The organism is Nocardia sp. NPDC050712 (genome assembly GCF_040654295.1).
Taxonomy (GTDB): Bacteria; Actinomycetota; Actinomycetes; order Mycobacteriales; family Mycobacteriaceae; genus Nocardia.
In genome coordinates this window covers 207,851-233,115 of the sequence record NZ_JBFAHT010000003.1, presented here as the reverse complement: position 1 = coordinate 233,115, position 25,265 = coordinate 207,851, and the positions used below count along the sequence as shown (strand labels likewise).

Sequence of the window (25,265 nt, the reverse complement as noted above, 5' to 3'; positions counted from 1 at the left end):
ATGCCGATCGACGAGACGCTCGCCGGGTACAGCAACCTCGCCTTCAAATCGGCGTGGGTTGTCTATGTGCTCGTGCTCGCGCTACTGATCGTGCAGTATTCGGCGGCGCAGAAGAAGCTGTCCGAGCGCGAACTGGTCGCCGCGGGCGGTGGTTCGCTCGCACCCGGCACGCCCGGTCGCATCGAGGAGGCGCCGAAGCCGGCCTGGCCGGAACGCTTCGGCAATATGGCGTTCTCGGTGCTGATGGTCGGCATCGTGCTGCACGTCGGTTCGATCGTGTTGCGCGGCTTCGCGACCCACCGTTTCCCGCTCGGCAACATGTACGAGTTCGTCGTGATGGCCACGGCCGCCGCGATGGTCGTCGGCGTCGCCTTCCTGAACGAGCGCAAGTTCCGTTCGATGTGGGTCTTCCTGCTGGTGCCGAACCTCGTCCTGATGTTCATCGCGGGCCAGGTCCTCTACGCCGAAGCCGCCCCCGTCGTCCCGGCCCTGCAATCGTTCTGGCTTCCCATCCACGTCACCGTGGTCAGCATCGGCAGCGGCATCTTCCTGCTCTCCGGCGTCGCCAGCCTGCTGTTCCTCTTCCGTCTGCGCCAGCCCGAAGGCGAGGAATCCAGCAACCTCCTCGGCCTCATCGCCCGCCGCCTCCCCGACGCCCGCACCCTGGACCGCCTGGCCTACAAAACCACCATCCTCGGCTTCCCCCTCTTCGGCGCCGGCGTCATCCTCGGCGCCATCTGGGCCGAAGCCGCCTGGGGCCGCTTCTGGGGCTGGGACCCCAAGGAAACCTGCTCCTTCATCGCCTGGGTCCTCTACGCCGCCTACCTGCACGCCCGCGCCACCTCCGGCTGGCGCGACACCAAAGCCGCCTGGATCAACGTCGCCGGCTTCGTCGCCATGCTCTTCAACCTCTTCATCATCAACATGGTGATCTCGGGTCTGCACAGCTACGCCGGACTCAACTAACGCTTCGAACGACGACCGGCCCAGGCGGATTCGCCTGGGCCGGTTTGCGTGCGGCGCGAAACCCGGTGCGGTGTGCGACGATCGGGGCGTGAGTGGGGTGGGACATCGCGTGGATCTGCTGCCGTGGCCGGGGGAGTGGCGCCGGGACGAGCAGTGGACGCGGAGCAATGTGGCCAAGGGCAGCAGTGGGATTCGGGTTGTCGAGGTGGAAGCGGACGGGGTGGTGGAGTCCGGGTTGCTGGTGCCGTTTCGGCGCACGTCACGGTGGGCGGGTGTGCTGTTCGTGTTGATCGGCACGCTTTGCTTGGGACTGGTGGGTGCGGGCGGGGTGGTGGCGGTCGTCAACCAGGAGTGGGGGCCGGTCGGTGGCGCGTTCTGCTTCGGGGTGATCGCCGCGATCTTCCTGTTTCTCGGCTACGCGGTGCTGGCGGAACCGCGGGACGCGGAGCCCGGTCTGCGGCTCACCCCGACCCGGATCGTCGGGCCGCAGTTCGCGGTTCCGTGGGACGAGATCGTGCAGGTCCGCCCTTATCTCGCCGATTCGGGCTCGGGAAATCCGATCGGCAACGGTTCGTGGACGAACAATTTCGGTATCGAGGTGCGGGACCCGGATGCGGTGCTACCCGCCCGGGTCGGCCGTACGACCCGCTGGGTGCTTCGGAATTCGCAGGGCGCCGCGGTCATCACCGTGACCGACAAACAGCTGGCGACCCATCCACTGCTGGCCTACCACCTGGTCCGCCACTACTTCGAGCACCCGACCGAGCGCCCGGACATCACCCGCGCACTGGCCTAGAAACGCCGATGTCCGGCTACGCGCGTGCGTGAGCACGTGGGTAGCCGGACATCGGTGGGTGTATCAGCGCTCCGAGGAACCGTCCCCGTCCCGCCGCTGCTTGGACAACCGCCAGAGGAAATCCGGGTCATCGTCCGGCCCGAGAATTCGCTTCGACTTGGGTGTGCGCGGGGCCGGCTCGCCCATCCGTTCCGGACCGAAAGCTTTCCAGCACAGCACCGCGATTGCTACGACTGCGATGAGCGCCAACAGGTACGTCACGTGCTTACCTCCTGGTTAGAAGGTTAGCCGCGGGCGTGCCCGATGCCCACCGCAGACACGAAATTGTTGGATAAGGCCGGGTGCGGGCATTGACAGCCCCGGGCACCCGGGTAATCAGCGGACCGAGGCCTCGGTGGTCAGCGAACGCAGTAGCTGCAGCACCTCGGACTCGCGGAACCGGCGATGACCGCCCGGTGTGCGCAGCGAGCCGAGGCGCCCGGCGTGGGCCCAGCGGGTGACGGTCTTGGGATCGACGTGGAACATGGCAGCAACTTGCCCCGGTGTCAGCAGGGTGTCCTGGCCGCCGACGGTGATCGCACTCATAGCAAACCTCTCCGTTCTCGACAGTTCCCTCATCAGATGGCGCCATCGTTGCACTCCAACCCCTAGGTACGCGAACCACCTACGTTTGGTAAAGGCGAAGTAATGGACAAAACGGATAAGCGCCCGACCTCGGCGATGGGTGGGGACCGAGGGCGGGCAACAGCTTCGCATACGCTGGCTGACGTGAGCGACGCAACTCAGTCAGATCCGGCATCCACGCAGCAACCCGAACGGGTGAACAGGCGGCTGGTCCGCAATCTGGCGCTGTACACCCTGGCCAGGCTGGGCCTGGTCGTGGTGATCGCGGCCGTGATCGTGCTGGTGGCCAAGCTGGTGCGGGTCGAGATCCCGATTGTGGTGGCGGCGCTGTTCGCCCTGATCATCGCGATGCCGCTGTCGCTGACGCTGTTCAAGAAGCTGCGCACCCGGGTCAACGAGGACATCGCGGTGGTGGATGCCAAGCGCCGAGCGGACAAGGCGCAGTTGCATGCCCGGCTGCGGGGTGAGACGGAGACCGGCAAGTGAGGTTCTGTGATCAGAGCGCCCCGCGGGACTGGGTGGACAACGCGGTCCGGCTCATCGACGCCGACACCCAGCGCAGCGCCGACACCCACCTGCTGCGCTATCCGCTGCCGCTGGAGTGGAACATCCAGCTGTATCTGAAGGACGAATCCACCCACATCACAGGCAGTTTGAAGCATCGCCTGGCGCGCTCGCTGTTCCTGTACGCGATCTGCAACGGCTGGGTCACCGAGGGCACCACCGTGGTGGAGGCGTCCTCGGGGTCGACCGCCGTCAGCGAGGCGTATTTCGCGAAGCTGCTCGGCCTGGATTTCGTCGCGGTGATGCCCGCGAGCACTTCGCCGCAGAAGATCGCGCTGATCGAAGCGCAGGGTGGCCGTTGCCATTTCGTGCAGCGCCCGCCGGAGATGTACACCGAGGCGGCGCGGCTGGCCCGCGAATGCGACGGCCACTACATGGACCAGTTCACCAACGCCGAACGCGCCACCGACTGGCGCGGCAACAACAACATCGCCGAATCCATCTTCCAGCAAATGGAATTGGAGCCGTGCCCGATCCCGGAGTGGGTCGTGGTCGGCGCGGGCACGGGCGGTACCAGCGCCACCATCGGCCGCTACATCCGCTATCGCCGGCATGCCACCAAGCTGGCCGTGGTGGATCCGGAGAACTCCGCGTTCTACGGCGGCTACGAGACCGCCGACGTGGATTACCAGACCGGAATGTCCTCGCGCATCGAGGGAATCGGCCGCCCGCGGGTCGAGCCGTCGTTCATCGGGCAGGTCGTCGATCGGATGATCCACGTGCCCGACGCCGCCTCCATCGCGGCTGCCCGGCATGCCAGCGTCGCTCTCGGTCGCCGGGTCGGCGGGTCCACCGGCACCAATCTGTGGGGTGTGTGGGCGCTGATCGGTGAGATGCTCGCCGCGGGCCGCGCGGGCAGCATCGTGACGCTGATCTGTGACGGCGGAGATCGCTACGCGGGCACCTACTTCGACGATTCCTGGGTTGCCGCGCAGGGGATGAGCCTGGCCGAGCCGACCACCATCCTGGAGCAGTTCCACGCCTCGGGCGCCTGGACCGGCTAATAGCGGCACTTTTCCCGAACACCCCCGCCCGAGTGCGGGGGTGTTCGTGTTTTCCCTGGGCGAACAAGCGTCAATTTTTGTTGACACGAGCCCCGGGCGTCAATCAAAATTGACGGCATGACAGAAGCAACCAACCTGGCGGCCGCCGCCGGCAGTCCCGACCCCAGGGTCGGGCTGCGCGCGGTGCTCGCACTGCGTCGGCTGCTCGAGCGTCTGGAAGCGATTCAGGTCGCCAGTGCCCGCGAACAGGGCTGGTCCTGGCAGGCCATCGCCGAAGCGCTCGAGGTCAGCAAGCAGGCGGTCCATCAGAAGTACAACCGGAGAGGCGGGAACCGCTGATGTTCGAACGGTTCAGCAAGTACGCGCGCAAGGCCGTGGTCGTCGCGCAGGAGGACGCACGCGAGTTGCGCTCCGACAATATCGAGGTCGAGCACGTCCTGCTCGGGGTGCTCTCGGAGGGCGAACCCGCGCTGAAAGCGCTGCTGGCCGAGGCGGGGCTCACGCACGAGGGCGTGCTGGGCAGGCTCGGGCTCGGCGCCCCCGCCGCCGCGGATCAGGGCGAGCCGCTGGGCGCGGAGGACGCCGAGGCGTTGCGCTCGATCGGCATCGATCTCGACGCCGTGCGCGAAAGCCTGGAGGCCACCTTCGGCGCCGACGCCCTGGAGCGGGCCGTGCCCCCCGAGGGCGAGAAGCGCGGGCGCTTCGGCTTCGGCGGGCCGAAGATGTTCGGGCACATCCCGTTCACCCGCGATGCGAAGAAGATCTTGGAGTTGTCGCTGCGGGAGGCGCTCGCGCGCAAGGACGACAGCATCCAGTCCGGGCACATCCTGCTCGCGATTCTGCGGGCGCCCAACCCGGTGACCGCGCGAATCCTGGGCGGGCCGAACACTATCGAGGGCCTGCGCCCGAAGGTGCACACACTGCTCGATCACGCCGCCTGAACCGGACTGGTCACCGTGTTTTGCACCTACCCGGGGCGCGCATGGGGCCTAGCATGGCCCCATGCAGCTTCTGATTCGGTTGATCATCAACGCAGTGGCCATCTGGCTGGCCGCGGCCTGGGTCGACAAGATCGACATCGTCTACCCGGCGGACCAGGGCAACGGCGGGAAAATCATCGTCGTGCTCGTCATCGCGGCGGTCTTCACCGTGGTGAACGCCCTGGTCAAACCTCTGGTGAAACTGCTGTCACTGCCGGTGGTGGTACTCACCCTCGGCCTGTTCCTGCTGGTCGTCAATGCCCTGATGCTGTTCCTGACCTCCTGGATCACCGACGCGTTCTCCGACTACGGCCTGCACATCGGCAGTTTCTGGGCGGCGATCCTGGGCGGCGTCATCATCTGGCTGGTCAACTTCGTGCTGGGCATCCTGGTCCCCGACAACGACTGACCGCGGCGATACGACACGACCCCCGTGGGCAACCACGGGGGTCGTGTCGTGCGAGCGGCGAATCAGCCGAAGGCCAGGGCGAGCGCGGTGAGCGCCGACCACGCCAGCAGCGCCAGGCCGGAATCGCGCAGGGCCGGAATGAGTTCCATGCCCAGCCTGCCGCCGCGAACGGGCGCGTTGGCGCGCACCGCGAGCGGCGCCGCGAGCAAGCCGACCAGCGCGAACGGGGTGGCCGCGACCAGGGCCAGGGTGGCGACGAACGGCACCGCGAGCAGCACCAGATGCAGTGTGCGGGTGCGCGGATCGCCGAGCTTGACCGCGAGCGTGGTCTTCCCGGACTCGGTATCGGTCGGGATATCGCGCAGATTGTTGGCGACCAGCACCGCGCTGGAGAACGCGCCCACGCCCACCGCGAGCACGAGGCCCACCCAGTCGACCCGCTCGGCCTGCACGAATTCGGTGCCGAGCACCGCGATCAACCCGAAGAACACGAATACCGCGATCTCACCGAATCCGCTGTACCCGTAGGGCTTGCTGCCGCCGGTGTAGAACCAGGCGCCGGCCAGGCACGCCACGCCGACCAGCAGCAGCCACCACGCGGTCGTCGCGGCCAGAACCAGCCCGAGCACCGCGCCGAGCGCGAGACTGCCGATCGCCGCGTTCTTCACCGCGGCCGGCGAAGCCAGCTTGGACCCGACCAGGCGCAGCGGCCCGACCCGCTCGTCGTCGGTGCCCCGGATACCGTCGGAGTAATCGTTGGCGAAATTCACCCCGACGATCAGCGCCAGCGAAACCAGCAGCGCGAGAACGGCTTTCCACCACACGAAGCCGTCGAGTGCGGCCGCCGCGCCGGTGCCCGCCAGCACCGGTGCGATCGCGTTCGGCAGAGTACGAGGGCGCGCACCCTCGATCCATTGCGCTGCAGTAGCCATGCGCCGAGCCTAATGGGCGCAGGGGCCCGTGGCCTCCCGGGCGTGCGGCACACCACAGCCGCGCCGCCGCGCCACGCGCCGGAAAATCAGGAGGACCGAGCCGGTGTCACTCGCATACGATTACCGAGGAATGTTGCCGGAACACAGCGGCCCGAACGGGCACAGTCGAGTGACGAAGCCCGCAGGCGAATCGGTCGTGGTGGCCCTGCTGGGTGAGATCGCGCTACGCCGAGACAGTGCCCTGCAGACCGTGCCGGGCACCCGCTCCCGTCTGCTGCTCGCCGCCCTGGCCCTGCATCCGGGCCGAGCCCGCAGCGCCCAGGCCCTGATCGACGACGTCTGGGGTGAGCAGCCACCGCGCGCCCCGATGAACGCGCTGCACACCCAGGTCTCGCGGCTGCGTTCGGCGCTGCCCGACGGCGCGCTGGAAATCGGCCCCGCCGGGTACCGGCTGACCCTGCCACCCGGCCAGGTCGACCTGTCCCGCGCCGCGGAACTGCTGGGTGACGCGCGGGTGGCCTACGACAGCGGCGACGCCGAAGGCTGTGTCGCCGCCGTGGCCGCCGCCCGCGCCCTGTGGCGCGGCGAACCCGGCGCCGATCTGCCACCCGGCGAGGTGGCCGACGAACTCGGCGCGGCCGCCGCGGCCCGGCTGCGTGAGCTCGACACCCTCGAGCTCGCCGCCCGGGAATCCGGCGGTGACCTCGAGGGCGCGCTGCGCCTGGCCCGGCAGCTGGCCGCCGGGCAGCCCCTCGACGAACCCGCCGAGCTGACCCTCATGCACCTGCTCGCCCGGACCGGGCGTGGCAACGAGGCGCTGGAGTCCTTCGCCGCCTTCCGGACCCGGCTGGGCGAGGAGCTCGGCGCGGACCCGGGACGCGAACTCGTCGACCTGAACACCGCGATCCTGCGGGGTGAACCGCTGGGCGGCGCCACCAACGGGCACGCGAACGGTGCCGGCCCCGGTACCCGGCCGGTCGAATCAGCGCGCGGTACAACCGATCACGGAGTGCAGCGCGAGGACGGCCCGACAGCGGTCGGCCTGCGCGCCGCCCCGAACGCGCTGCTGGGACGCGAGGCCGACCTGGCCGCGCTCGGCGCGTTGCTGCCCGAATCCCGCGTGGTCACCGTGCTCGGCCCCGGCGGCACCGGAAAAACCCGCATCGCCAACGAGGTCGGCGCGCGGGCCGCGGGCCACCTGCCGGTCGTGCTGGTGGAGCTCGCCTCGGTGCGCGCCGACGGCACCGCGGACGGGGCACAGGCCGAGATCGAGGGCGCGATCAGCGCGGCGCTCGGCCTGGGCGATATGGCCGTCGATACCACCGGATTACGCAAGCAGTACGTCGCCGACGCGCGGCAGCGGTTGCGCGAGGCGGCCGCGGGCCGGCAGCTGTCGGGCGGTGAACTCGACGAATTGGCCGCGCTGCGCAGCCAATACGTGCCCGAGGCGCGGCAACGCCTGCGCGATGCCCTCGCGGCCCGCCCGCTGCTGCTGATCCTGGACAACTGCGAGCACCTGATCGACACGGTGGCCGTCGTCGTCGCCGACCTGATCGGCGCCTGCCCGCGGCTGACCGTGCTGACCACCAGCCGGTCCCCGCTGATGATCACCGCGGAGACGGTATATCCGTTGCCGCCGTTGACGATCGACGCGGCCGGCTCGCCCGCCACCGACCTCTTCATGGCGCGCGCCCGGGCGGTGCGCCCCGCGGTGCGGCTGGACCCGGAAGTGGTGGCGCAACTGTGCCGCACCCTGGACGGGCTGCCGCTGGCCATCGAATTGGCCGCGGCGCGGGTCCGCACGATGAGCGTCGAAGACATCAGCGCCCGGCTCACCGATCGATTCGCGTTGCTGCGCAGCGGTGATCGCAGTTCACCCGAACGCCATCGCACCCTGCACGCGGTGATCGAGTGGAGCTGGAACCTGCTCGAGCCCGACCAGCAGCTGGCGCTGCGCCGATTGTGCCGTTTCCCAGCGGGTTTCACGCTGGCGGCGGCCGAGAGCGTGGCCGGGGATCTGGCCGATGTCGCGGCGGCGGTGGACGGGCTGGTCAACCAGTCGCTGCTCACGGTGCTCGACGACGATCGACTCGGCACCCGCTATCGCATGCTGGAAACGGTGCGCGAATACGGCGAGGAGCAGCTCGCGCAGGCCGGTGAGGCCGAGCTGGTGATCGACCGAATGCTGCTGTGGGCGCGGCGTTTCGCGAACGGGATCGCCGCCGGCCGGGAAACCACCGACCAGGTCCGGCTCGCGCTGTCGGTGGCCGCCGAACTCGACAATCTGCTCGCCGTGCTGCGCTATGCGGTCGAGCGGCAGGACGCGGTCACCATGTACACGGTGTACCCGGTGGCGGGCTGCCTCTGGGTGATTCGCGGCTCGCACGTCGAGCTGACCGGGTGGGTGCAGCGCCTGCTCGCGCTCGACCCCACCGGCGTTCCGGACGAGCCGTCCACCGAATTCCAGATGCTGAGCTATCTGCTGCTCTTCCTGCACCTGGCCTTCATCGGCGAGGACACCCGCACCCTGGTGGTGCTGCGGGGCCGGGTGCGGCGCCTGCTGCGCCGCACCGACATCAGCCCGCACGACCGCTTCCTGGGCCGGATCATGCTGAGCCGGGCCGACGGTCGCGGCGCGGCCCGGCTGCTCGCCCACGGGGTCCGCTCGACGGACAAGTACACCCGGGCCAGCGCGCTGATGCTGCGCGCGAATATCCGGGAGAACATGGGTGACGTCCGGGGCTCGACCATGGACGGGATCCAGGCGCTGGAGCTGACCGATCCCAGCGAGGTCTGGGGGATCATGATGCTGTGCCGCCACCTGGGCGCCGTGTGCGGGCAGGTCGCGCGGTACGACGAGGCGGTGGCCTACTACACCCGCTGCCTCGGGATGCTGCGGCAACTGGGCACCTCGGAGGAGAGCATCGAGACCCGCACGCATCTCGTGGCGGCCCTGATCGGCTCGGGGCGGCTGGAGCAGGCGCGGCAGGAGATCGAGCTCGCGCTCGGCCCGGACAGCATCGCGATGGACGGCATGACCGGTGCGCCCAACCACCTCACGGGCACCATCGCCGGTGTCGCGGGGGAACTCGCGCTCGCCGAGGGCGATATCGCGGGCGGACTGCGCCGGCACTGGCAGGCCCTCGAGCTGTACGGCTGGCCGCACCACGCGCCCGGCCCCGGCCCCGGCAGCATCATGATGGCCGCCGACGTGCTGGACGCTCACCTGCTGCACGGTGCGGTCGCCGACGTCGGCGACTTGCCGTCGCAACTGGTCAGCACGGCGCTGGCGGTCCTGACCCAACTGCACGACCTGCCCCAGCTCGGCTCGGTCGCCTGCGCTCTCGGCTCCTACCTCCTGATCGGCGGCACCGCCCCCGCCCGCGGCCTGGAACTGCTGACCCTGGCCCCCAGAGTCCAAGCGCGCCAGGACTACCCGTCCATGCAACTCAGCCGGCACCTGGACGCGGCCCGCGCCCTCGTCGGCGCCGCCCGGGTCGACGAGGCCCTGCACCGCGCCACCCACCTGGGCCGCCGCCGCGCCGCGGACCGAATCCTGGAGCTACTGCGGAAGATTCACGAAGGCCGCTGACCGGCCGGGTGGTGGCTGCCCCGGTTCGGCTGAGAAACGGGAAAGGCCGAGGGATTCGAACGAATCCCTCGGCCCGGCGGTGCGGTGCGGTTATGCCCGACGCATGTACGCCCGCACCGTGATCGGCGCGATGACCAGGATCACTACCAGCGATCCCAGCAGCGACCAGGCCAGGTTCGACCCGTAGTGGTTGGTGTTCATCAACTCTTGGGCGGCCTTGACCATGTAGTAGACCGGGTTGGCCTTGTTGATGCCCTGCAACCAGCCGGGCATCGAGGTGACCGGGGCGAAGGCGCCGGAGACGAAGGTCAGCGGGAACATGATGATCATCGAGATGCCCTGCACGGCAGAGGCGCTCTTGCCGGTGACGCCGACCAGGGCCCAGATCCAGCTGATCGCGAAGGAGCACACGATCACCATCAGGCACGCGGCCAGCACGCCGGCGAAGCCGCCACCGGGACGGTAGCCCAGGATCAGGCCCATGATCACGGTGAGCGTGGTGGCGATCAGATAGCGGACCATGTCCGCGATCAACGCGCCCGACAGCGCCGAAATGCGGGCGATCGGCAGCGATTTGAAGCGGTCGAACACACCCTTGTCCATGTCCTCACGCAGCTGGGTGCCGGTGACGATGGAGGTCAGCACCACGGTCTGCACCAGGATGCCGGGGATGAACAGGGGCAGGTAGTTGTCCACCGAACCGAACATCGCGCCGCCGAAGATGAAGGCGAACAGCGCGGTGAACAGAATCGGCTGGATCGTGACGTCGAAGAGCTGCTCGGGGTTGTGCTTGATCTTGAGCAGGCCGCGGTAGGCCATGGTCAGCGAGTGCTGCACCGTCTGGCGCAGGCTGACGCGATTGCTCACGTCGGGGATTACGGCGAGCTTGCGCCCGGAATCCGCGGTAGCGGTAAGGGTGGCGGTCATGCCGCGCTCCGTTCGGTGTCGTCGGAGGTCTTGTCCTCGGCCGGGCGGCCGGTGATGGTGAGGAAGACCTCGTCCAGGCTTGGCTTGGAAACGTTGATCTCCTCGACCCCGATCTCCCACTCGCGCAGGCGGATCAGGAGATCGGTGGTCATGTCGGCGGTGCGCAGCGGCGCGGTGAGCCGGCCGGCTTCGGCGGTGACCTTGGCCTCGGCGCCGAGGAAATCGCTGACGATGCGGCGGGCTTCGTCGAGCTGGGTGCGGTCGGCCAGGGTCAGGTGCAGCGAGGAGCCGCCGATCGAGGCCTTGAGCTCGTCGGCGGTGCCGTCGGCGATCACCTTGCCGCGGTCGATGACCGCGATCCGGTCGGCCAGCTGATCGGCCTCGTCCAGGTACTGCGTGGTCAGCAGCACCGTGGCGCCCTCACGGACCAGCCGGCGGATGGTCTCCCACATCTGGGCGCGGGTGCGCGGGTCGAGTCCGGTGGTGGGTTCGTCGAGGAACAGCAGCGGCGGGGTGGAGATCAGGCTGGCGGCCAGATCGAGCCGGCGCCGCATACCGCCGGAGAAGTGCTCCAGCGGCTTGGCCGCGGCCTCGGTCAGGTCGAACTCCTCGAGCAGCTCGGTGGTCCGGCGCCGGGCGTCGATCCGGCTGAGACCGAGCAGCCGGGAGAAGATCATCAGGTTCTCGGTGGCGGTCAGCTTCTCGTCGACCGAGGCGTACTGCCCGGTGACGCCGATCAGCGAGCGCACGGCGGTGGGCTGCTCGACGACGTCACGGCCGAAGATGCGGGCGCTGCCGCCGTCCGGGCGCAGCAGCGTGGCGAGCATGCGGATGGTGGTGGTCTTGCCGGCCCCGTTCGGTCCCAGCACGCCGTACACCGCGCCCTGCGGCACGGCCAGGCTGACGCCGTCGACGGCGCGCTGTTCCCCGAACACCTTGACCAGCTCGTTCGCCTCTACGGCGAGCGGTGAATTGGGTGCGAATGAAGTCATGCCGGTAACTGTGCGGGCCGCTTCTTGCACGGCCCTTGCACGGCGATGACAGCACCGCTTGCGTGCCCGCGGGCGGGCGCTCAGTTCGGCGTGTGCTCGCTGAGCAGCAGTTCGCGGACCTTGGCCCGGTTCGGCTTGCCCGGGCCGTGCAGCGGGAGCTCGTCCAGGATCGCGAGCTCGCGCGGTGCGGCGATCGGGTCGAGTTCGCGCACCACGTAGTCGCGCAGCTCCTCCAGCGTCGGCACGGCGTCCTTGGTCGGCACCACGGCGACGACCACACGCTGCCCGAGCCGCTCGTCCGGCAGACCGAGCACCATGCACTCGCTGATCGCCGGGTGCGTGCCCAGCACGGCCTCGACGACCTGCGGGATCACCAGCAGCCCGCCGGTCATGATGGCCTCGTCCAGGCGGCCGCTGATGGACAGCACGCCGTCCTCGTAGGTGCCCGCGTCCTCGGTGCGGAACCAGCCGGGTTCGGCGAAGGCCGGGTGCTCGGGATGGTTGCGGTAGCCCTCGGCGATCATGGCGCCGCCGAGCACCACCCGGCCGTCCTCGATGCGGACCAGCGTGCCGTCCAGCGGAACGCCGTCGTACACGCAGCCGCCGCAGGTCTCGCTCATGCCGTAGGTGCGAACCACGTTGATGCCGGCCGCTTGCGCCCGCTCGTAGACGTGCGGGGGAGTGGCGGCGCCGCCGACGAGAACACCGTCGAGCTGGGCGAGCGCTGCCGCGGCGACCGGTGCGGCCAGGGCCTTGATCAGCTGGGTCGGGACCAGCGCGGTGTAGCGGCGCGGGCCGCGCATGCCGGAGACGGCGCCGGCCAGCGCTTCCGGCAGGAAGCCGCCGGAGACGTCGAGCACCGTCGGTTCGGTGCCGGCCTGAATGCTGCGCAGCAGCACCTGGATGCCGGCGATGTGATGGGTCGGCAGCGCGAGCAGCCAGCTGCCCGGGCCGCCGAGGCGGTCATGTGTGGCGGCCCCGCTCGCGCGCAGGGCGGCCGCGCTGAGCATCGCCCCCTTGGGCACACCGGTGGTGCCGGAGGTGGTCACCACCAGGGCGACGTCCTCGTCGATCGGTTCGCCCGGCGCCAGCGCGTCGGACAGGCGCTGGGCCTCGCGCCGGTCGCTGGTCGGGATGGGCAGCCACGCGGGGCCGTTGCCCTCCAACGCTTCCCGCAGGTGCGGCAGGACGTCGCCGACACCGGAGCCGGTGGGCATGGGCAGCGTGCGCAGTTTCCTACTCACGCGCTCACCTTGCCTGCCGCCAGTCCTCTCGTGCTCACGAGAGGGATCGTGTCATGCCCGCGCCGCCGAGCGCGGAACGGGTCTGGTTCGGACAGGGCACAGCTAATCCGGGCATGCAGGTCTGCGATTCACTCGTTGGATGGGTACGCAAGGGGTACCCGGACTTCGGCGGTCGGACACCCTCGGTCTTCGATCGGCGGCACGAACGGGCCCACGAAGGTGGACCCGGGAAGGACGCCGCACGTCAGCGTTATCGTCCTCGCCGGGACCTGCCTTGGCAACTCGCGGCGCCGGCCGAGCCCGCCGATCAGTGGTCCGAGCTGCGGGTATCCCGCCGGATCGGGTGATCTGCCGGAATCTCGACCAGCACGACGGGCACGCCGTCGGGGTCGCGCACCCACATCTCGATGAGCCCCCACGGTTCGCGCACCGGGGGCCGATCGATCGGAATGCCCTTGAGCGACAGCTCGGCCGCGGCGTCGGAGACATCGCGCACCTGCAACCAGATCGCGCCGTCGAACGCGGTCGCCGCACCCGTGCCGCCGTGCGCCGCCACCTCCACCAGCGACTGTCCGGCGAAGAGCACGGTGCCGCCCGGATACTCCCGCGCGATCGCGAGGCCGAGGCCGTCGCGATAGAACGCGAGGGTGGCCGGGTAGTCGGCGGGCCGCAGGATTATCCGGCTGCTGAGGATCTCCATCGTTGTCCCGTCCGGCTCAGAAGTACCAGGGGTACGGGGTCCAGTCGGGTGCGCGCTTCTCCAGGAAGGAGTCGCGGCCCTCGACGGCCTCGTCGGTCATGTACGCCATCCGGGTGGCCTCGCCGGCGAAGAGCTGCTGGCCGACCAGTCCGTCGTCGAGCAGGTTGAACGCGTACTTGAGCATGCGCTGCGCCTGCGGGGACTTGCCGTTGATGTCGGCGGTCCACTCCAGCGCGACGTTCTCCAGCTCGGCGTGGTCGACGACCTTGTTCACCGCGCCCATCTGATGCATTTCCTCGGCGGTGTAGGGCCGGCCGAGGAAGAAGATCTCGCGCGCGAATTTCTGGCCGACCATCTTGGCCAGGTAGGCGCTGCCGTAGCCGCCGTCGAAGCTGCCCACGTCGGCGTCGGTCTGCTTGAAGCGGGCGTGCTCGCGGCTGGCCAGGGTGAGGTCGCAGACCACGTGCAGGCTGTGCCCGCCGCCCGCGGCCCAGCCGTTGACGAGCGCGATGACGACCTTGGGCATGAAGCGGATGAGGCGCTGGACCTCGAGGATGTGCAGCCGGCCGGCCCGGGCCTGGTCGACGGTGTCGGAGGTCTCGCCGCTGGCGTACTGGTAGCCGTTGCGGCCGCGGATGCGCTGATCGCCGCCGGAGCAGAACGCCCAGCCGCCGTCCTTGGTGCTGGGGCCGTTGCCGGTGAGCAGTACCGCGCCGACGTCGGGCGTCATCCGTGCGTGGTCCAGGGCCCGGAAGAGCTCGTCGACGGTGTGCGGCCGGAAGGCGTTGCGCACTTCGGGCCGATCGAACGCGATGCGGACCGTGCCCTGGTCGACATGCCGGTGATAGGTGATGTCGGTCAGGTTCTCGAATCCAGGAACGGGGCGCCACAACTTCGGATTGAACGTCACGCCAGAGATTATCGTCGCGCCCCGCGCACTGGCCAGTGCCCGGTTATCGATCCTCAGGACTTGACGGTGTAAAAAGACGCGTTACCGTGCAAGTTATGAGTGAGCGAGTGGAACCTGTTTCACAGAACGGCGCCGGGCCGAAAATCGACCGCAGCATGGTCGACGACAGCCGGTACGAGAAACACGGCGGTTTCCCCAAGGTGTCCCGGGCCACGATCGGGTCGAACTTCGGCCCGTTCGTCGAGGCCATGCGCACGCTGCAGGATCTGGCCGTCTGCGTCGACGCCTCCAACGAGGTGTTCGGCGACGCGCTCGCCAAGGCGCGGGACCTGATCGAGCTGCTCGAGCCGCACCGCGCTCCCGAATTGCAGGGCCCGGCCGGCCGCGCCGTCGAGCTGCCGGGCCGGGGCAGCCTGCTGCTGCTGCCGTGGCAGACGGTCGAGGCCGGGCCCGACGGCATCACCATGGCCGGCGAGTTCCGCCGATACCACCTCGGCGGCAACGGCGCCGCGCACGGCGGTGTGCTGCCGCTGCTGTTCGACGATCTGCTCGGCATGATCGTGCACTACTCCGGACGGCCGATCAGCCGAACCGCGTATCTGCATGTGAACTACCGCAAGATCACTCCGCTGGAGACACGACTGACGGTTCGGGGGCGTGTCGATCGCATCGAGGGCCGAAAGACCTTCATCACCGCGGAATTACGCGATGACCTGGGCGAAGTCCTCGCGGATTGTGAAGGTTTGATGGTTCAACTGCTGCCTTGGCAGCCGTGACGCGCCCACTCGCCGGGTCAGCGCCACCAGTGTGGTGCCAGTGGTGCGTATAGTGGCCAGCGCTCGTTCATCGACATCGATCCGGAGGAACCTGAAAGTGGTTGCAGCACTGTCTGAATCCCTGCTCAACGACGCCAATCGTACGGCTTTCCTTGCCGATGCCAAGGAGGTTCTGGACGCCGAGGTGTCGGATAAGGGTGGCGCGTCCGGCCTGGCCGTGAAGGGCGCCTACGCGGCGGCCAAGAAGGTCAGCCCGACCATCGTGCCGGACGCGCTGGAGTCGTTGGCCCCCAAGCTCGTTGCGCAGCTCGATCCGTTCTGGCAGGAGTTCGTCGCCAGCGGTTCGGGCAAGTTCGCGGATGCCCTCGTCGCCAAGTCCGACCAGGTCGCCGAGGCGCTGCTGTCGGTCACCGATGCCCGCGCCCAAGCCTCCACCCGTCCGGCTCTGCAGAAGGCCTACTCCTCGCTGCGTTCCTCGGCCAAGAAGAACGTCATCGAGGCCCTGCCCCGTGTCGGCGATCTGGTGCAGCGCCACGCCGGCTGATCTACCTCGCGCCGCACATCGAATCCACTTGCCCTGCGGGGCACTTCGATGTGCGGCGTTTTTTCTCGCCGAGACCGCCGCTGTGCTGGCAATTACTGTGAGCAGGGTGACGAAGACTCGGGACATACTGTCTGGGAGGCTGGGGGCGTGAACCCGTCTACAGCACAGGCGCAGGTAGTCGTCGACGAACTGGTGCGCGGAGGCGTGCGGGATGTCGTGCTGTGCCCCGGCTCCCGGAACGCCCCGCTGGCTTTCGCGCTGCAGGCCGCCGACGCGGCCGGGCGGCTGCGGCTGCACATGCGCATCGACGAGCGCACGGCCGGCTTCCTGGCCATCGGCCTGGCGGTCGCCAGTGGCTGCCCGGTGCCGGTGGTGATGACCTCGGGGACCGCGGTCGCCAATCTCGGCCCGGCCGTCCTGGAGGCGAACTACGCCCGGGTGCCGTTGATCGTGCTCAGCGCGAACCGGCCCTACGAAATGCTCGGCACCGGCGCCAATCAGACCGTCGAACAGCTCGGGCTGTTCGGCAGCCAGGTGCGCGCGACGATCAGCCTCGGGCTGGCCGAGCTCGGCGTCGACACCGGCAACGGCAGCTACAGCCAGCAGAACAGCGTGTGGCGCTCGGCGGTGTGCCGGGTGCTGGCCGCGGCGCGCGGCACCCGCTCGGGCAACGCGGGCCCGGTGCATTTCGACATCCCGCTGCGCGAGCCGCTGGTGCCGGACAGCGATGCGGTAGGCGGTCTTCCGGTGCCCGGCGAGGTCACCCCGCTGGGCCGGGACGCGGGCCGCCCGTGGACAGCCACCCAGTACGCCACCCTCGACGTGCCGATCGACATCGATCTCACTCCCGACACCGTCGTGATCTCCGGCCACGGCGCGGGCCTGCGCCCGGAGCTGGCCGACCTGCCGACGGTCGCCGAGCCGACCGCGCCGCTGCACGGCCCCACCCTGCATCCGCTGGCGCTGGGGCTGCTCAAGCCGCGCCAGGCGATCATCACCGGCCGGCCCACCCTGCATCGCCAGGTGTCGCGGGTGCTGGCCGATCCCGAGGTCACCGTCTACGCGCTGACCACCGGGCCGCGCTGGCCCGATGTCTCCGGCAATGTCGTCGGCACCGGCACCCGCGCGGTGACGACGGGTGCGCCGCGCGCGGAATGGCTCGCGCGCTGCCAGGAATTCAACGCCAAGGCGACCGATGTGGTGCGCGAGGAACTGGCCCGGCATCCGAAGCCGACCGGCCTGCACGTGGCCGCCGTGGTGATGGCCGCGCTGCGCGAGGGCGATCAGCTGCTGCTCGGCGCCTCGAACCCGGTGCGTGATGCCGCGCTCGTCTCCCAGCCGCGCCCGGGCATCAAGGTGCTGTCCAACCGCGGTGTCGCGGGTATCGACGGCACGGTGTCCTCGGCGGTCGGCGCCGCGCTGGCGCACCGCGGCCGCACCATCTCACTGATCGGCGACCTCACCTTCCTGCACGACGCGTCCGGCCTGCTGATCGGCCGGGGCGAGCCGCGCCCGGCCGATCTGACCATCGTGGTCGCCAACGACGACGGCGGCGGCATCTTCGAGCTGCTGGAACAGGGCGATCCGCAGTACGCGGGCGTCTTCGAGCGGGTCTTCGGCACACCGCACGGGATGGATCTGGCCGCCCTGTGCGCCGCCTACCGGATTCCGCACCGCCAGCTCGATACCGACGAGCTGGCGGTGGAATTGACCCGGAACGCGGAGGGCATGCGGGTGCTGGAAGTCGCGACCGAGCGATCCGGCCTGCGCGAACTGCACGCCACCCTGCGGGCGAAGATCTAGATCTCTTCGGTGTATTCGGCGCCGCTGCCTTCGGCTCCGGCGTCGGCATCGCCGCGGTACTCGTCGTCCAGGGGCACCGAGATGGATTGCTCGACCACATCGGCCGTGTTCGCGGAGAACGCGTCGGCCTCGACCTGCTCGGCCAGTTCGCGATCGGAGGCCGCGGAATCCACGGCCGGGTCGGGATAGGCGGGTACGGACTGTTCCACGTAGTCGGCCTCGGAAACCTCGTCCAAGGGGCGGGTCGTGCTGCGATCGATCATCGTGCGCTCCTCTCCGCGACTGTGTGCCCACCGGTTACCCAGTAGCGGCGAGGACAACGGGTGTCCTCACCCACAGCTTCGAGGATGCGCCGGATGCCCGGATCCGGCAACCAGGCCGGTCGTTATTCGCCCTCGACCGCCCCCGACCCGTCGGCCGGGTATTCCACCAGCGCCAGCGTTCGATTGGCCATGAACCGCGCGGTGCGCACCGCGGTGCCGGTGCGAGTCACCTCACTGACTTCCACGACCCCGCGTGCGATCCGCACGTCCACTCGCCGCCCCGCTCGGGTGGCGGCCACTTCGTAACTGCGAGACCCGGCGCCGAAGTCGACGACGATCTCCACACGATCACCCTTCATCTCCCAATTCTCCTCTTTTCCAGCGGTTTTCGCCGTCACGACTTGGTAGCGGTAGGCGCGTCCGGGCGCGGGTGGCGCGCGGCGGAAACACGGCGGGGACCGATGAGTTCCGGCGGTGCGCACCGTCTCATGTGGAAAGGACGTCGCTTGCCCATAGGAGCCCCCATGTTCGATCTCGAGTCCGCCGCCTCCGGAATGGCGGCTGTCGTCGCCGGTATCTCCGACGATCAGCTCACCGCCCCCACCCCGATGGCCGACACCACCGTGCGCGACCTGCTGGTGCACGTGGTCGGCCTGACCGAGGCCTTCCGGCAGGGCGCCACCAAGGAGTCGATCGGCCGTTCCGTGGCGCCCGCCATCGGGCCGGACGCCGAACTGGTCGCCGATTGGCGCGATCGGGTGCCTGCCCAGTTGAAGGCCCTGGTCGAGGCATGGCGGGACCCCGCTGCCTGGGAGGGCGAGACCGAAGCCGGCACCGTCGTCATGCCCGCCGAGTTCATGGCCACCGTCGCGCTGGACGAGTTGGTCATCCACGCCTGGGATCTCGCCCAGGCCACCGGCCAGCACGTCACCGTGCGCGACGCCGACCTGGACACCTTGCTCGAGTTCCTGCGCGACACCCCGCCCGAGGGCACCCCCGGACTGTTCGGCCCGGTCGTGCCGATCGCCGGCGACGCGCCCGCGTTCCACCGGGTTCTGGCGCTGACGGGCCGCGATCCGTCGCAGTCGCCTTCCTAACACCGGTCGGCATAGCCGGGTGATCATGGTTCGCATTAGTGTCGGGGCGTGGCGAAAACAGAGCGGCGGGAATCGGTTCGGGCCTCGCTGGACAAGCAGCCGCACGAGGTCGCGTCGATGTTCGACGGGGTCGCGAAGCGGTACGACATCACCAACACCGTCATTTCCGGTGGCCAGGACCGGTATTGGCGCTGGGCGGTGCGCAAGGCGGTAGCGCCGCGCCCGGGTGAGCGCGTGCTCGACCTCGCGGCCGGCACGGGCGTGTCCACCTCGGATCTGGCGAAAACCGGCGCCTGGTGCCTGGCCGCCGACTTCTCCAAGGGCATGCTGCAGGCCGGCAAGCATCGCAACGTGCCGATGGTCGCGGCCGACGCGACGGCGCTGCCGTTCGCCGACGACTCCTTCGACGCGGTGACCATCTCCTACGGCCTGCGCAACATCTCCGAGAGCGAGCAGGCGCTGCGCGAGATGCTGCGCGTCACCAAGCCCGGCGGGCGGCTGGTGGTGGCCGAGTTCTCGACGCCGGTCGTGCCGGTCTTCAAGACGGTCTACATGGAGTACCTGATGAAGGCGCTGCCCCAGGTCGCGCGGGCGGTCAGCAGCAATCCCGATGCCTACGTCTATCTCGCCGAGTCCATCCGGGCCTGGCCCAATCAGCGGCAGCTGGCGGTGCGCATCACCGAGGCCGGGTGGTCTTCGGTGCAGTGGCGCAACCTGACCGGCGGCATCGTCGCGCTGCATCGCGGGTACAAGCTCTGAGGGTGAGATCACTCACGGATCCGGCGCCCGGGCGGTGAATCGCCAGGTCGGCGTCGGATCTCACCGCTGGCGCCGCCGGCGGTGAGGAAAATTGTCACCTGCCGATAACGCGGGGTAAATGCCCCGCAACGGCCGATCGACATGATCGGTGACATGACCGAGGCAGCGACGACTCCCGCCCGCACGGCGTGCTCGTACTGCGGCGTCGGCTGCGGCATCACCGTCGAGACGAAAGCCGGTCCCGGCGGTGCGCCGGTGATCGCGAAGGTCGCCGGGGACAAGCTGCATCCGGCGAACGCGGGCCGGTTGTGCACCAAGGGCGCCACCCACGCCGAACTGATGCGGGCCCCGGGCCGGATGGACACCGCCTACCGCCGCCCCGAACGCGGGCAGGCCCCGGTCCCGGTTTCCGTCGACGCGGCGGTGCGCGAGGCCGCCGAACGCCTGCGGGCCATTCTCGACGAGCACGGCCCCGACGCCATCGCCCTCTATGTCTCCGGTCAGATGTCGCTGGAGGCGCAGTACCTCGCCACCAAACTGGCCAAGGGCCACCTGCGGACCGTGCACCTGGAAGCCAATTCGCGGCTCTGCATGGCCAGCGCGGGCACCGGCTACAAGCAGTCGCTGGGCGCGGACGGCCCGCCCGGGTCCTACGACGACTTCGAGCACGCCGACCTGTTCTTCGCCATCGGCGCCAACCTGGCCGACTGCCATCCGATCCTGTTCCTGCGCATGGCCGATCGGCTCAAGGCGGGCGCGAAACTGATCGTCGCCGATCCGCGCCGCACCGATACCGCCGCTCGGGCCGACCTGTTCCTCCAGTTGCGGCCGGGCACCGATCTGGCGCTGCTGAACGGTCTTTTGCACCTGCTCGTCGAAAACGACGACATCGACGCGGAATTCATCGCCGAGCACACCGAGGGCTGGGCCGCGATGCCCGAGTTCCTCGCCGAGTACACCCCGGCCCACGTCGCGGAGATCACCGGTCTGGCCGAGGCCGACATCCGCACGGCCGCACAGTGGATCGGCGCGGCGGACGAGTGGATGTCGCTGTGGACGATGGGCCTGAACCAGTCCACGCACGGCACCTGGAATACCAACGCCTTGTGCAACCTGCACCTGGCCACCGGCGCGATCTGCCGGCCCGGCAGCGGGCCGTTCTCGCTCACCGGTCAGCCGAACGCCATGGGCGGACGCGAAATGGGGTACATGGGGCCGGGCCTGCCCGGCCAGCGCAGCCTGCTCGCGGCCGCCGACCGGGCGTTCGTGGAGACCGCGTGGGGTGTGGCGCCGGGGACGATCCGGACCGAGGCCGGGCCGGGCACCGTCGAGATGTTCCGGAACATGGCCGACGGCGCGATCAAGGCCGCCTGGATTATCTGCACCAATCCGGTGGCCTCCATGGCGAATCGGAAGACGGCCATCGCCGGGCTGGAGGCGGCCGAACTGGTCGTCGTGCAGGACACCTACGTCGACACGGCCACCAACGCTTACGCCGATCTCCTGCTGCCGGCCACGCTGTGGGCCGAAGCCGAGGCGACGATGGTGAATTCGGAGCGCACCGTCACCCTGCTGCAGCGCAGCGTCGATCCGATCGGCCAGGCGCGCCCGGATTGGCTGCTGATCGCGCAGATCGCCACCGCCATGGGTTTCCCCGGCTTCGACTACGCCTCCAGCGCCGAGGTTTTCGCCGAGATCATCCAGTTCGCCAACCCGGCCACCGGGTACGACCTGCGCGGCATGAGCTACGAGGCGCTGCGCGCGGGCCCGATGCAGTGGCCGTGCCCGGATCCGGAGCGCCGCCGCAATCCGATCCGCTACCGCAACGACGGTGTCGGCCAGGATGTCTTCGTTGCCCCGGACGGGCACCGGCCGCGGCTCGCGTTCGCCACGCCCAGCCGCCGGGCGGTGTTCTGGCCGCGCCCGCATATGTCGCCCGCCGAGATGCCCGACGACGACTACCCGTTCGTGCTCAATACCGGCCGCCTGCAACATCAGTGGCACACCATGACCAAGACCGGCCGGATCGACAAGCTCACCAAGCTGACCGGCCGGCCGTTCGTGGAGGTGCATCCCGACGACGCGGACGAGCTGGGTGTGGTCGCCGGCGATCAGCTCGAGATCGCCTCGCGCCGTGGGCGAGCCGTGCTGCCGGTGCGGATCAGCGACCGGGTCCGGCCGGGCGACTGCTTCGCGCCCTTCCACTGGAACGACGAGCAGGGGGAGTACCTGACCATCAACGCCGTCACCAACGACGCGGTGGACGCGGCCTCGTTGCAGCCGGAATTCAAGGCGTGCGCGGTGTCGCTGCGCCGGGTGGCGGTGGTGCCCGCCGCGGAAACCCCGGCCGCTCCGGCGATTCCGGACGCCGCGGGCGCGCATCCGCTGGCGGTGATGCTGGGCCTGGACACGGGTGTCGCGCCGACGCTGAGCGATGTCGAGCAGATCTATCTGAGCGGGTATCTGGCCGCGCTGCACTCGCTTCCGGTGACGGGGCAGCCGGTGCTGCCCGAGTCGGCACCGCTGTCCGCGCGCAGCCGGTTGTGGATCGACGGGCTGCTCGCCGGGATGTACTCGCGCGGCGCGGGTTCCGCCGCTGATACCCCGGCCAAGGCGATCACCGTCCTGTGGGCATCACAGACCGGGAACGCCGAGGAGTTCGCGGCCGATGTCGCCGAGCAGCTCGCCGAATCCGGTTTCGCACCACGGCTGCTCGAGATGGACTCCTGCGAGCTGGGCGCGCTGACCGGGGATGTCCTGTTCATCAGCAGCACGTTCGGTGACGGCGGCCCGCCGGACAACGGCTCGGACTTCTGGGAACGCCTGGACGACAGCGCGACCCGGTTCACCGGCCTGCGCTACGCGGTGTTCGCCCTCGGCGACTCCTCCTACGACGACTTCTGCGGGCACGGCCGCAAACTCGATCAGAAGCTCGCCGACCGAGGTGCGACCCGATTGCTCGCGCGGGTAGACAGCGAGCCGGATTACGAGGAACCCGCCGCCCAGTGGCTGGTCGAGGTGCTGACCGCGCTGGACGAAGGGCCGAACAACGCCGGGGCGCAGCGGGTTCCGGCCGAGCCGGAGCTGGTCGCCGCGCATTCGGCTACCCGAGCGGTACCGCGATCCGGCGCGACCCTGGACGCGCCGGCCCGCGTCCGCCGTGCGGAACTGTTCACGCGCAACGCGCCGCTCGCGGTGCCGCTGATCCGCAACGACGTCCTGTCCCGGCCCGGCTCCCCGAAAGAAGTGCGCCAGTTCGGTTTCGATCTGCGCGGCGTCGAAGCGGGTTACGAGGTCGGCGACTCGCTCGGCATCTGGCCGTCCAACGGTGACGCCCTGGTGGCCGAATGGCTCACCGCCACCGGCTTGGACGGCCGTCGCGTCCTCGAGCTCGACGACCGGGAACTGTCGCTGGCCGAGGCCCTGCGCACCCGCTTCGACATCACCAAGGTGAGCCACGATCTGCTCACCTTCCTCGCCGAGCGCAATGCCAGTGTGCGACTGGCGAAACTGCTGCGCCGCGACAACCGCAACGAGCTGGAAAGCTACCTGTGGGACCGCCAGGCCGTCGACGTGCTGCGCGACTTCCCGGTGCGGGCCGATCTGGTGGAGTGGCTCGGCACGCTGAAAAAGCTGCAGCCGCGCCAGTATTCGATCTCGTCCTCGCCGCTGGTCAGCCCGGACGAGGTGCAGCTGACCGTCGGGGTCGTGCGCTACGGCGACCCGGCGGCCACCGCGTCCGCCGCCCGGCGCGGCGGTGTCTGCTCGACCTTCCTGGCCGACAACTGCGCCGATGCCCAGGTCCCGATCTTCTTGCAGCGGGCCCCGCACTTCCGCCCGCCCCTGGACCCCACCGCGCCCATGATCATGGTCGGCCCCGGTACCGGTATCGCCCCCTTCCGCGGCTTCCTGCACGAACGCCGCGCGCTGGGCGCCACCGGCCGCAACTGGCTGTTCTTCGGCGAACAGCACGCCGCCCAGAACTTCTACTACCGGGCCGAACTGGAGGACATGTTCCGCTCCGGCTTCCTCACCCGCCTGGACCTGGCCTTCTCCCGCGACCAGCGGGAGCGGATCTATGTGCAGCACCGCATGATCGAGCACGGCGCCGAGCTCTGGTCCTGGCTGCGCGACGGCGGCCACTTCTACGTCTGTGGCGACGCCGCGCGCATGGCCAAGGACGTCGACGACACCCTGCTCGCCATCGCCCGTATCCACGGCAAGCTCGACGAGGACGCCGCGCTCGCCTTCCGCAAGCAGTTGATCGCCGAGAAGCGCTACGTCCGCGACGTGTACTGAGCGGTTCAGACGGCGGGCGGGTTGAGCCGCGCGAAGTCGGGCAGCCGGTAGTACGGGTAGTAGGGATACGGCGGCGTGGTCGCGCTCGCCTTGTCCAGGCGGGCGACCTGATCGGCGTCCAGCTCCCAGCCGACCGCGCCCAGGTTCTGGCGCAGCTGTTCCTCGTTGCGCGCGCCGACGATGACGGTGGACACCGTGGGCCGGCGCAGCAGCCAGTTCAGCGCGATCTGCGGGACGGTCTTCCCGGTTTCGCCGGCGATCTCGTCGAGGACGTCGACCACGTCGTAGAGCACCGCGTCGTCGACCGGCGGTCCGGCCTCGGCGGTCTGGTGCAGGCGACTGCCCGCCGGAAGCGGTTGGCCGCGCCGGATTCTGCCGGTGAGCCGGCCCCAGCCCAGCGGGCTCCACACGACCGCGCCGACACCCTGATCCCGCGCGAGCGGCATCAGCTCCCACTCGTAGTCGCGGCCGACGAGCGAGTAGTAGACCTGGTGCGCGACATAGCGGGTCAGGCCGTTGCGGTCGGCCGCCGCAAGGGATTTCATCAGCTGCCAGCCCGCGAAGTTGGACGCGCCGAGGTAGCGGATCTTGCCCGCCTCGACCAGGGTGTGCAGCGCCGCGAGGGTTTCCTCGACCGGAGTGTGCGCGTCGAAGGCGTGCAGCTGGAACAGGTCGATGTGGTCGACGCCGAGCCGGCGCAGCGATCCCTCGACCGCGCCGATCAGCCGGGCCCGGCCCGATCCCGCGTCGTAGGGCCCGGGCCCCGTCGGCAGGCTCGCCTTGGTCGAGAGCAGCAGCTGATCGCGCCGCCCCTGGATCGCGGCGCCGAGCACCTCCTCCGATGCGCCGTCGGAGTAGACGTCGGCGGTGTCGAACATGGTCACACCCGCCGCCAGGCTGATGTCGACCAGCCGCCGCGCCTGCGCCGCGTCGGTGTCACCCCACGCGCTGAACAATTCGCCGCGTCCGCCGAAGGTGCCCGCGCCGAAGCTCAAGGCCGGGACGACCAAACCGGATGCGCCGAGCCGCCGGTACTCCATGATGACTCCTAAGGGGTCTATAGTTCCGTTAACGCTTCGAACCG

At 69.5% G+C, this 25,265-nt stretch carries 25 protein-coding genes; 14 read left to right on the top strand and 11 right to left on the bottom strand.

Features of this window, described 5'->3' with window-relative positions:
• Both ccsB and AB0H76_RS21455 read left to right on the top strand, forming a co-directional pair.
• Nucleotides 1–966 (top strand): c-type cytochrome biogenesis protein CcsB, encoded by a 966-nt coding sequence (ccsB, locus tag AB0H76_RS21460; RefSeq protein ID WP_357326703.1) that lies wholly within the window; start codon nt 1–3, stop codon nt 964–966.
• 88 nt (nt 967–1,054) lie between these two features.
• Entirely contained in the window at nt 1,055–1,762 is a 708-nt protein-coding gene (locus AB0H76_RS21455) for a hypothetical protein (RefSeq protein ID WP_357326700.1), read from the top strand.
• Between the two features lie 63 nt (nt 1,763–1,825).
• Here the strand turns inward: AB0H76_RS21455 and AB0H76_RS21450 are convergent, their stop codons facing one another.
• Both AB0H76_RS21450 and AB0H76_RS21445 read right to left on the bottom strand, forming a co-directional pair.
• Nucleotides 1,826–2,023, bottom strand: coding sequence for a hypothetical protein (locus tag AB0H76_RS21450; RefSeq protein WP_357326697.1), 198 nt, complete (start codon nt 2,021–2,023; stop codon nt 1,826–1,828).
• 114 nt (nt 2,024–2,137) lie between these two features.
• On the bottom strand, nt 2,138–2,347 hold the full coding sequence (locus AB0H76_RS21445) for a BldC family transcriptional regulator (RefSeq protein ID WP_209886541.1): 210 nt from the start codon (nt 2,345–2,347) through the stop codon (nt 2,138–2,140).
• A gap of 183 nt (nt 2,348–2,530) precedes the next feature.
• Here AB0H76_RS21445 and AB0H76_RS21440 point away from each other — a divergent pair, with 183 nt between their 5' ends.
• From AB0H76_RS21440 to AB0H76_RS21420, 5 genes are all read left to right on the top strand, one after another.
• Complete coding sequence (locus AB0H76_RS21440; RefSeq protein WP_357326694.1) at nt 2,531–2,872, top strand: DUF4229 domain-containing protein; 342 nt, start codon at nt 2,531–2,533, stop codon at nt 2,870–2,872.
• Nucleotides 2,869–3,954 carry a PLP-dependent cysteine synthase family protein gene (locus tag AB0H76_RS21435; RefSeq protein ID WP_357326691.1) on the top strand — a complete coding sequence of 362 codons (1,086 nt, stop codon included), beginning with the start codon at nt 2,869–2,871 and terminating at the stop codon, nt 3,952–3,954. Before AB0H76_RS21440 ends, AB0H76_RS21435 begins: the two co-directional genes overlap by 4 nt.
• Nucleotides 3,955–4,071: 117 nt before the next feature.
• On the top strand, nt 4,072–4,293 hold the full coding sequence (locus AB0H76_RS21430; RefSeq protein WP_357326688.1) for a helix-turn-helix domain-containing protein: 222 nt from the start codon (nt 4,072–4,074) through the stop codon (nt 4,291–4,293).
• The gene (locus AB0H76_RS21425; protein WP_357326685.1) at nt 4,293–4,895 is read left to right on the top strand and encodes a Clp protease N-terminal domain-containing protein; all 603 of its coding nucleotides are present in this window, start codon (nt 4,293–4,295) and stop codon (nt 4,893–4,895) included. Before AB0H76_RS21430 ends, AB0H76_RS21425 begins: the two co-directional genes overlap by 1 nt.
• Nucleotides 4,896–4,956: 61 nt before the next feature.
• Nucleotides 4,957–5,343, top strand: coding sequence for a phage holin family protein (locus AB0H76_RS21420; protein ID WP_357326682.1), 387 nt, complete (start codon nt 4,957–4,959; stop codon nt 5,341–5,343).
• 62 nt (nt 5,344–5,405) lie between these two features.
• Here the strand turns inward: AB0H76_RS21420 and AB0H76_RS21415 are convergent, their stop codons facing one another.
• A complete protein-coding gene (locus AB0H76_RS21415; RefSeq protein WP_357326679.1) occupies nt 5,406–6,275 on the bottom strand; it encodes a 1,4-dihydroxy-2-naphthoate polyprenyltransferase in 870 nt (289 codons plus the stop codon).
• 169 nt (nt 6,276–6,444) lie between these two features.
• Here AB0H76_RS21415 and AB0H76_RS21410 point away from each other — a divergent pair, with 169 nt between their 5' ends.
• A complete protein-coding gene (locus AB0H76_RS21410; protein ID WP_357326677.1) occupies nt 6,445–9,867 on the top strand; it encodes a BTAD domain-containing putative transcriptional regulator in 3,423 nt (1,140 codons plus the stop codon).
• 90 nt (nt 9,868–9,957) lie between these two features.
• Here the strand turns inward: AB0H76_RS21410 and AB0H76_RS21405 are convergent, their stop codons facing one another.
• The 5 genes from AB0H76_RS21405 to AB0H76_RS21385 all read right to left on the bottom strand — a co-directional run bounded on the left by AB0H76_RS21405 (nt 9,958) and on the right by AB0H76_RS21385 (nt 14,640).
• Nucleotides 9,958–10,794, bottom strand: a complete 837-nt coding sequence (locus AB0H76_RS21405; RefSeq protein ID WP_357326674.1) for an ABC transporter permease — start codon at nt 10,792–10,794, stop codon at nt 9,958–9,960.
• The gene (locus AB0H76_RS21400; RefSeq protein ID WP_357326671.1) at nt 10,791–11,786 is read right to left on the bottom strand and encodes an ATP-binding cassette domain-containing protein; all 996 of its coding nucleotides are present in this window, start codon (nt 11,784–11,786) and stop codon (nt 10,791–10,793) included. Before AB0H76_RS21400 ends, AB0H76_RS21405 begins: the two co-directional genes overlap by 4 nt.
• An 80-nt stretch (nt 11,787–11,866) precedes the next feature.
• Entirely contained in the window at nt 11,867–13,003 is a 1,137-nt protein-coding gene (gene menE, locus AB0H76_RS21395; RefSeq protein ID WP_357329786.1) for an o-succinylbenzoate--CoA ligase, read from the bottom strand.
• Between the two features lie 334 nt (nt 13,004–13,337).
• Complete coding sequence (locus tag AB0H76_RS21390) at nt 13,338–13,730, bottom strand: VOC family protein (RefSeq protein ID WP_357326668.1); 393 nt, start codon at nt 13,728–13,730, stop codon at nt 13,338–13,340.
• Between the two features lie 16 nt (nt 13,731–13,746).
• The gene (locus tag AB0H76_RS21385) at nt 13,747–14,640 is read right to left on the bottom strand and encodes a 1,4-dihydroxy-2-naphthoyl-CoA synthase (RefSeq protein WP_357326665.1); all 894 of its coding nucleotides are present in this window, start codon (nt 14,638–14,640) and stop codon (nt 13,747–13,749) included.
• Between the two features lie 95 nt (nt 14,641–14,735).
• On the opposite strand from AB0H76_RS21385, the gene AB0H76_RS21380 reads away from it, so the two are divergent.
• The 3 genes from AB0H76_RS21380 (at nt 14,736) to menD (ending at nt 17,763) form a co-directional block, all read left to right on the top strand.
• Nucleotides 14,736–15,416, top strand: coding sequence for a PaaI family thioesterase (locus AB0H76_RS21380; RefSeq protein WP_357326662.1), 681 nt, complete (start codon nt 14,736–14,738; stop codon nt 15,414–15,416).
• Between the two features lie 97 nt (nt 15,417–15,513).
• Nucleotides 15,514–15,960 carry a hypothetical protein gene (locus AB0H76_RS21375; RefSeq protein ID WP_357326659.1) on the top strand — a complete coding sequence of 149 codons (447 nt, stop codon included), beginning with the start codon at nt 15,514–15,516 and terminating at the stop codon, nt 15,958–15,960.
• Between the two features lie 147 nt (nt 15,961–16,107).
• Nucleotides 16,108–17,763, top strand: a complete 1,656-nt coding sequence (gene menD / locus AB0H76_RS21370) for a 2-succinyl-5-enolpyruvyl-6-hydroxy-3-cyclohexene-1-carboxylic-acid synthase (RefSeq protein ID WP_357326656.1) — start codon at nt 16,108–16,110, stop codon at nt 17,761–17,763.
• Here the strand turns inward: menD and AB0H76_RS21365 are convergent.
• Both AB0H76_RS21365 and AB0H76_RS21360 read right to left on the bottom strand, forming a co-directional pair.
• Complete coding sequence (locus AB0H76_RS21365) at nt 17,760–18,026, bottom strand: hypothetical protein (protein ID WP_357326653.1); 267 nt, start codon at nt 18,024–18,026, stop codon at nt 17,760–17,762. The genes menD and AB0H76_RS21365 overlap by 4 nt on opposite strands.
• Nucleotides 18,027–18,148: 122 nt before the next feature.
• Nucleotides 18,149–18,385, bottom strand: coding sequence for a hypothetical protein (locus AB0H76_RS21360; RefSeq protein WP_357326650.1), 237 nt, complete (start codon nt 18,383–18,385; stop codon nt 18,149–18,151).
• Nucleotides 18,386–18,550: 165 nt separating this feature from the next.
• Here AB0H76_RS21360 and AB0H76_RS21355 point away from each other — a divergent pair, with 165 nt between their 5' ends.
• The 3 genes from AB0H76_RS21355 (at nt 18,551) to AB0H76_RS21345 (ending at nt 24,181) form a co-directional block, all read left to right on the top strand.
• Nucleotides 18,551–19,123, top strand: coding sequence for a TIGR03086 family metal-binding protein (locus AB0H76_RS21355; protein ID WP_357326647.1), 573 nt, complete (start codon nt 18,551–18,553; stop codon nt 19,121–19,123).
• Between the two features lie 48 nt (nt 19,124–19,171).
• Entirely contained in the window at nt 19,172–19,882 is a 711-nt protein-coding gene (locus AB0H76_RS21350; protein ID WP_357326644.1) for a demethylmenaquinone methyltransferase, read from the top strand.
• Nucleotides 19,883–20,035: 153 nt separating this feature from the next.
• On the top strand, nt 20,036–24,181 hold the full coding sequence (locus AB0H76_RS21345; RefSeq protein WP_357326641.1) for a bifunctional nitrate reductase/sulfite reductase flavoprotein subunit alpha: 4,146 nt from the start codon (nt 20,036–20,038) through the stop codon (nt 24,179–24,181).
• Between the two features lie 5 nt (nt 24,182–24,186).
• Here the strand turns inward: AB0H76_RS21345 and AB0H76_RS21340 are convergent, their stop codons facing one another.
• On the bottom strand, nt 24,187–25,221 hold the full coding sequence (locus AB0H76_RS21340) for an aldo/keto reductase (RefSeq protein WP_357326638.1): 1,035 nt from the start codon (nt 25,219–25,221) through the stop codon (nt 24,187–24,189).
• Nucleotides 25,222–25,265 lie beyond the last annotated feature (44 nt).

Excerpts from the sequence above, each read along its gene's own strand:
- AB0H76_RS21390 (WP_357326668.1), bottom strand. The coding sequence starts at position 13,730 with ATGGAGATCCTCAGCAGCCGGATAATCCTGCGGCCCGCCGACTACCCG.
- AB0H76_RS21420 (WP_357326682.1), top strand. The coding sequence starts at position 4,957 with ATGCAGCTTCTGATTCGGTTGATCATCAACGCAGTGGCCATCTGGCTG.
- AB0H76_RS21425 (WP_357326685.1), top strand. The coding sequence starts at position 4,293 with ATGTTCGAACGGTTCAGCAAGTACGCGCGCAAGGCCGTGGTCGTCGCG.
- AB0H76_RS21445 (WP_209886541.1), bottom strand. The coding sequence starts at position 2,347 with ATGAGTGCGATCACCGTCGGCGGCCAGGACACCCTGCTGACACCGGGG.
- AB0H76_RS21345 (WP_357326641.1), top strand. The coding sequence starts at position 20,036 with ATGACCGAGGCAGCGACGACTCCCGCCCGCACGGCGTGCTCGTACTGC.
- AB0H76_RS21340 (WP_357326638.1), bottom strand. The coding sequence starts at position 25,221 with ATGGAGTACCGGCGGCTCGGCGCATCCGGTTTGGTCGTCCCGGCCTTG.
- AB0H76_RS21365 (WP_357326653.1), bottom strand. The coding sequence starts at position 18,026 with ATGATCGATCGCAGCACGACCCGCCCCTTGGACGAGGTTTCCGAGGCC.
- AB0H76_RS21430 (WP_357326688.1), top strand. The coding sequence starts at position 4,072 with ATGACAGAAGCAACCAACCTGGCGGCCGCCGCCGGCAGTCCCGACCCC.
- AB0H76_RS21405 (WP_357326674.1), bottom strand. The coding sequence starts at position 10,794 with ATGACCGCCACCCTTACCGCTACCGCGGATTCCGGGCGCAAGCTCGCC.
- AB0H76_RS21355 (WP_357326647.1), top strand. The coding sequence starts at position 18,551 with ATGTTCGATCTCGAGTCCGCCGCCTCCGGAATGGCGGCTGTCGTCGCC.
- AB0H76_RS21360 (WP_357326650.1), bottom strand. The coding sequence starts at position 18,385 with ATGAAGGGTGATCGTGTGGAGATCGTCGTCGACTTCGGCGCCGGGTCT.
- AB0H76_RS21400 (WP_357326671.1), bottom strand. The coding sequence starts at position 11,786 with ATGACTTCATTCGCACCCAATTCACCGCTCGCCGTAGAGGCGAACGAG.
- ccsB (WP_357326703.1), top strand. The coding sequence starts at position 1 with ATGCCGATCGACGAGACGCTCGCCGGGTACAGCAACCTCGCCTTCAAA.
- AB0H76_RS21415 (WP_357326679.1), bottom strand. The coding sequence starts at position 6,275 with ATGGCTACTGCAGCGCAATGGATCGAGGGTGCGCGCCCTCGTACTCTG.
- AB0H76_RS21380 (WP_357326662.1), top strand. The coding sequence starts at position 14,736 with ATGAGTGAGCGAGTGGAACCTGTTTCACAGAACGGCGCCGGGCCGAAA.
- menE (WP_357329786.1), bottom strand. The coding sequence starts at position 13,003 with ATGCCCACCGGCTCCGGTGTCGGCGACGTCCTGCCGCACCTGCGGGAA.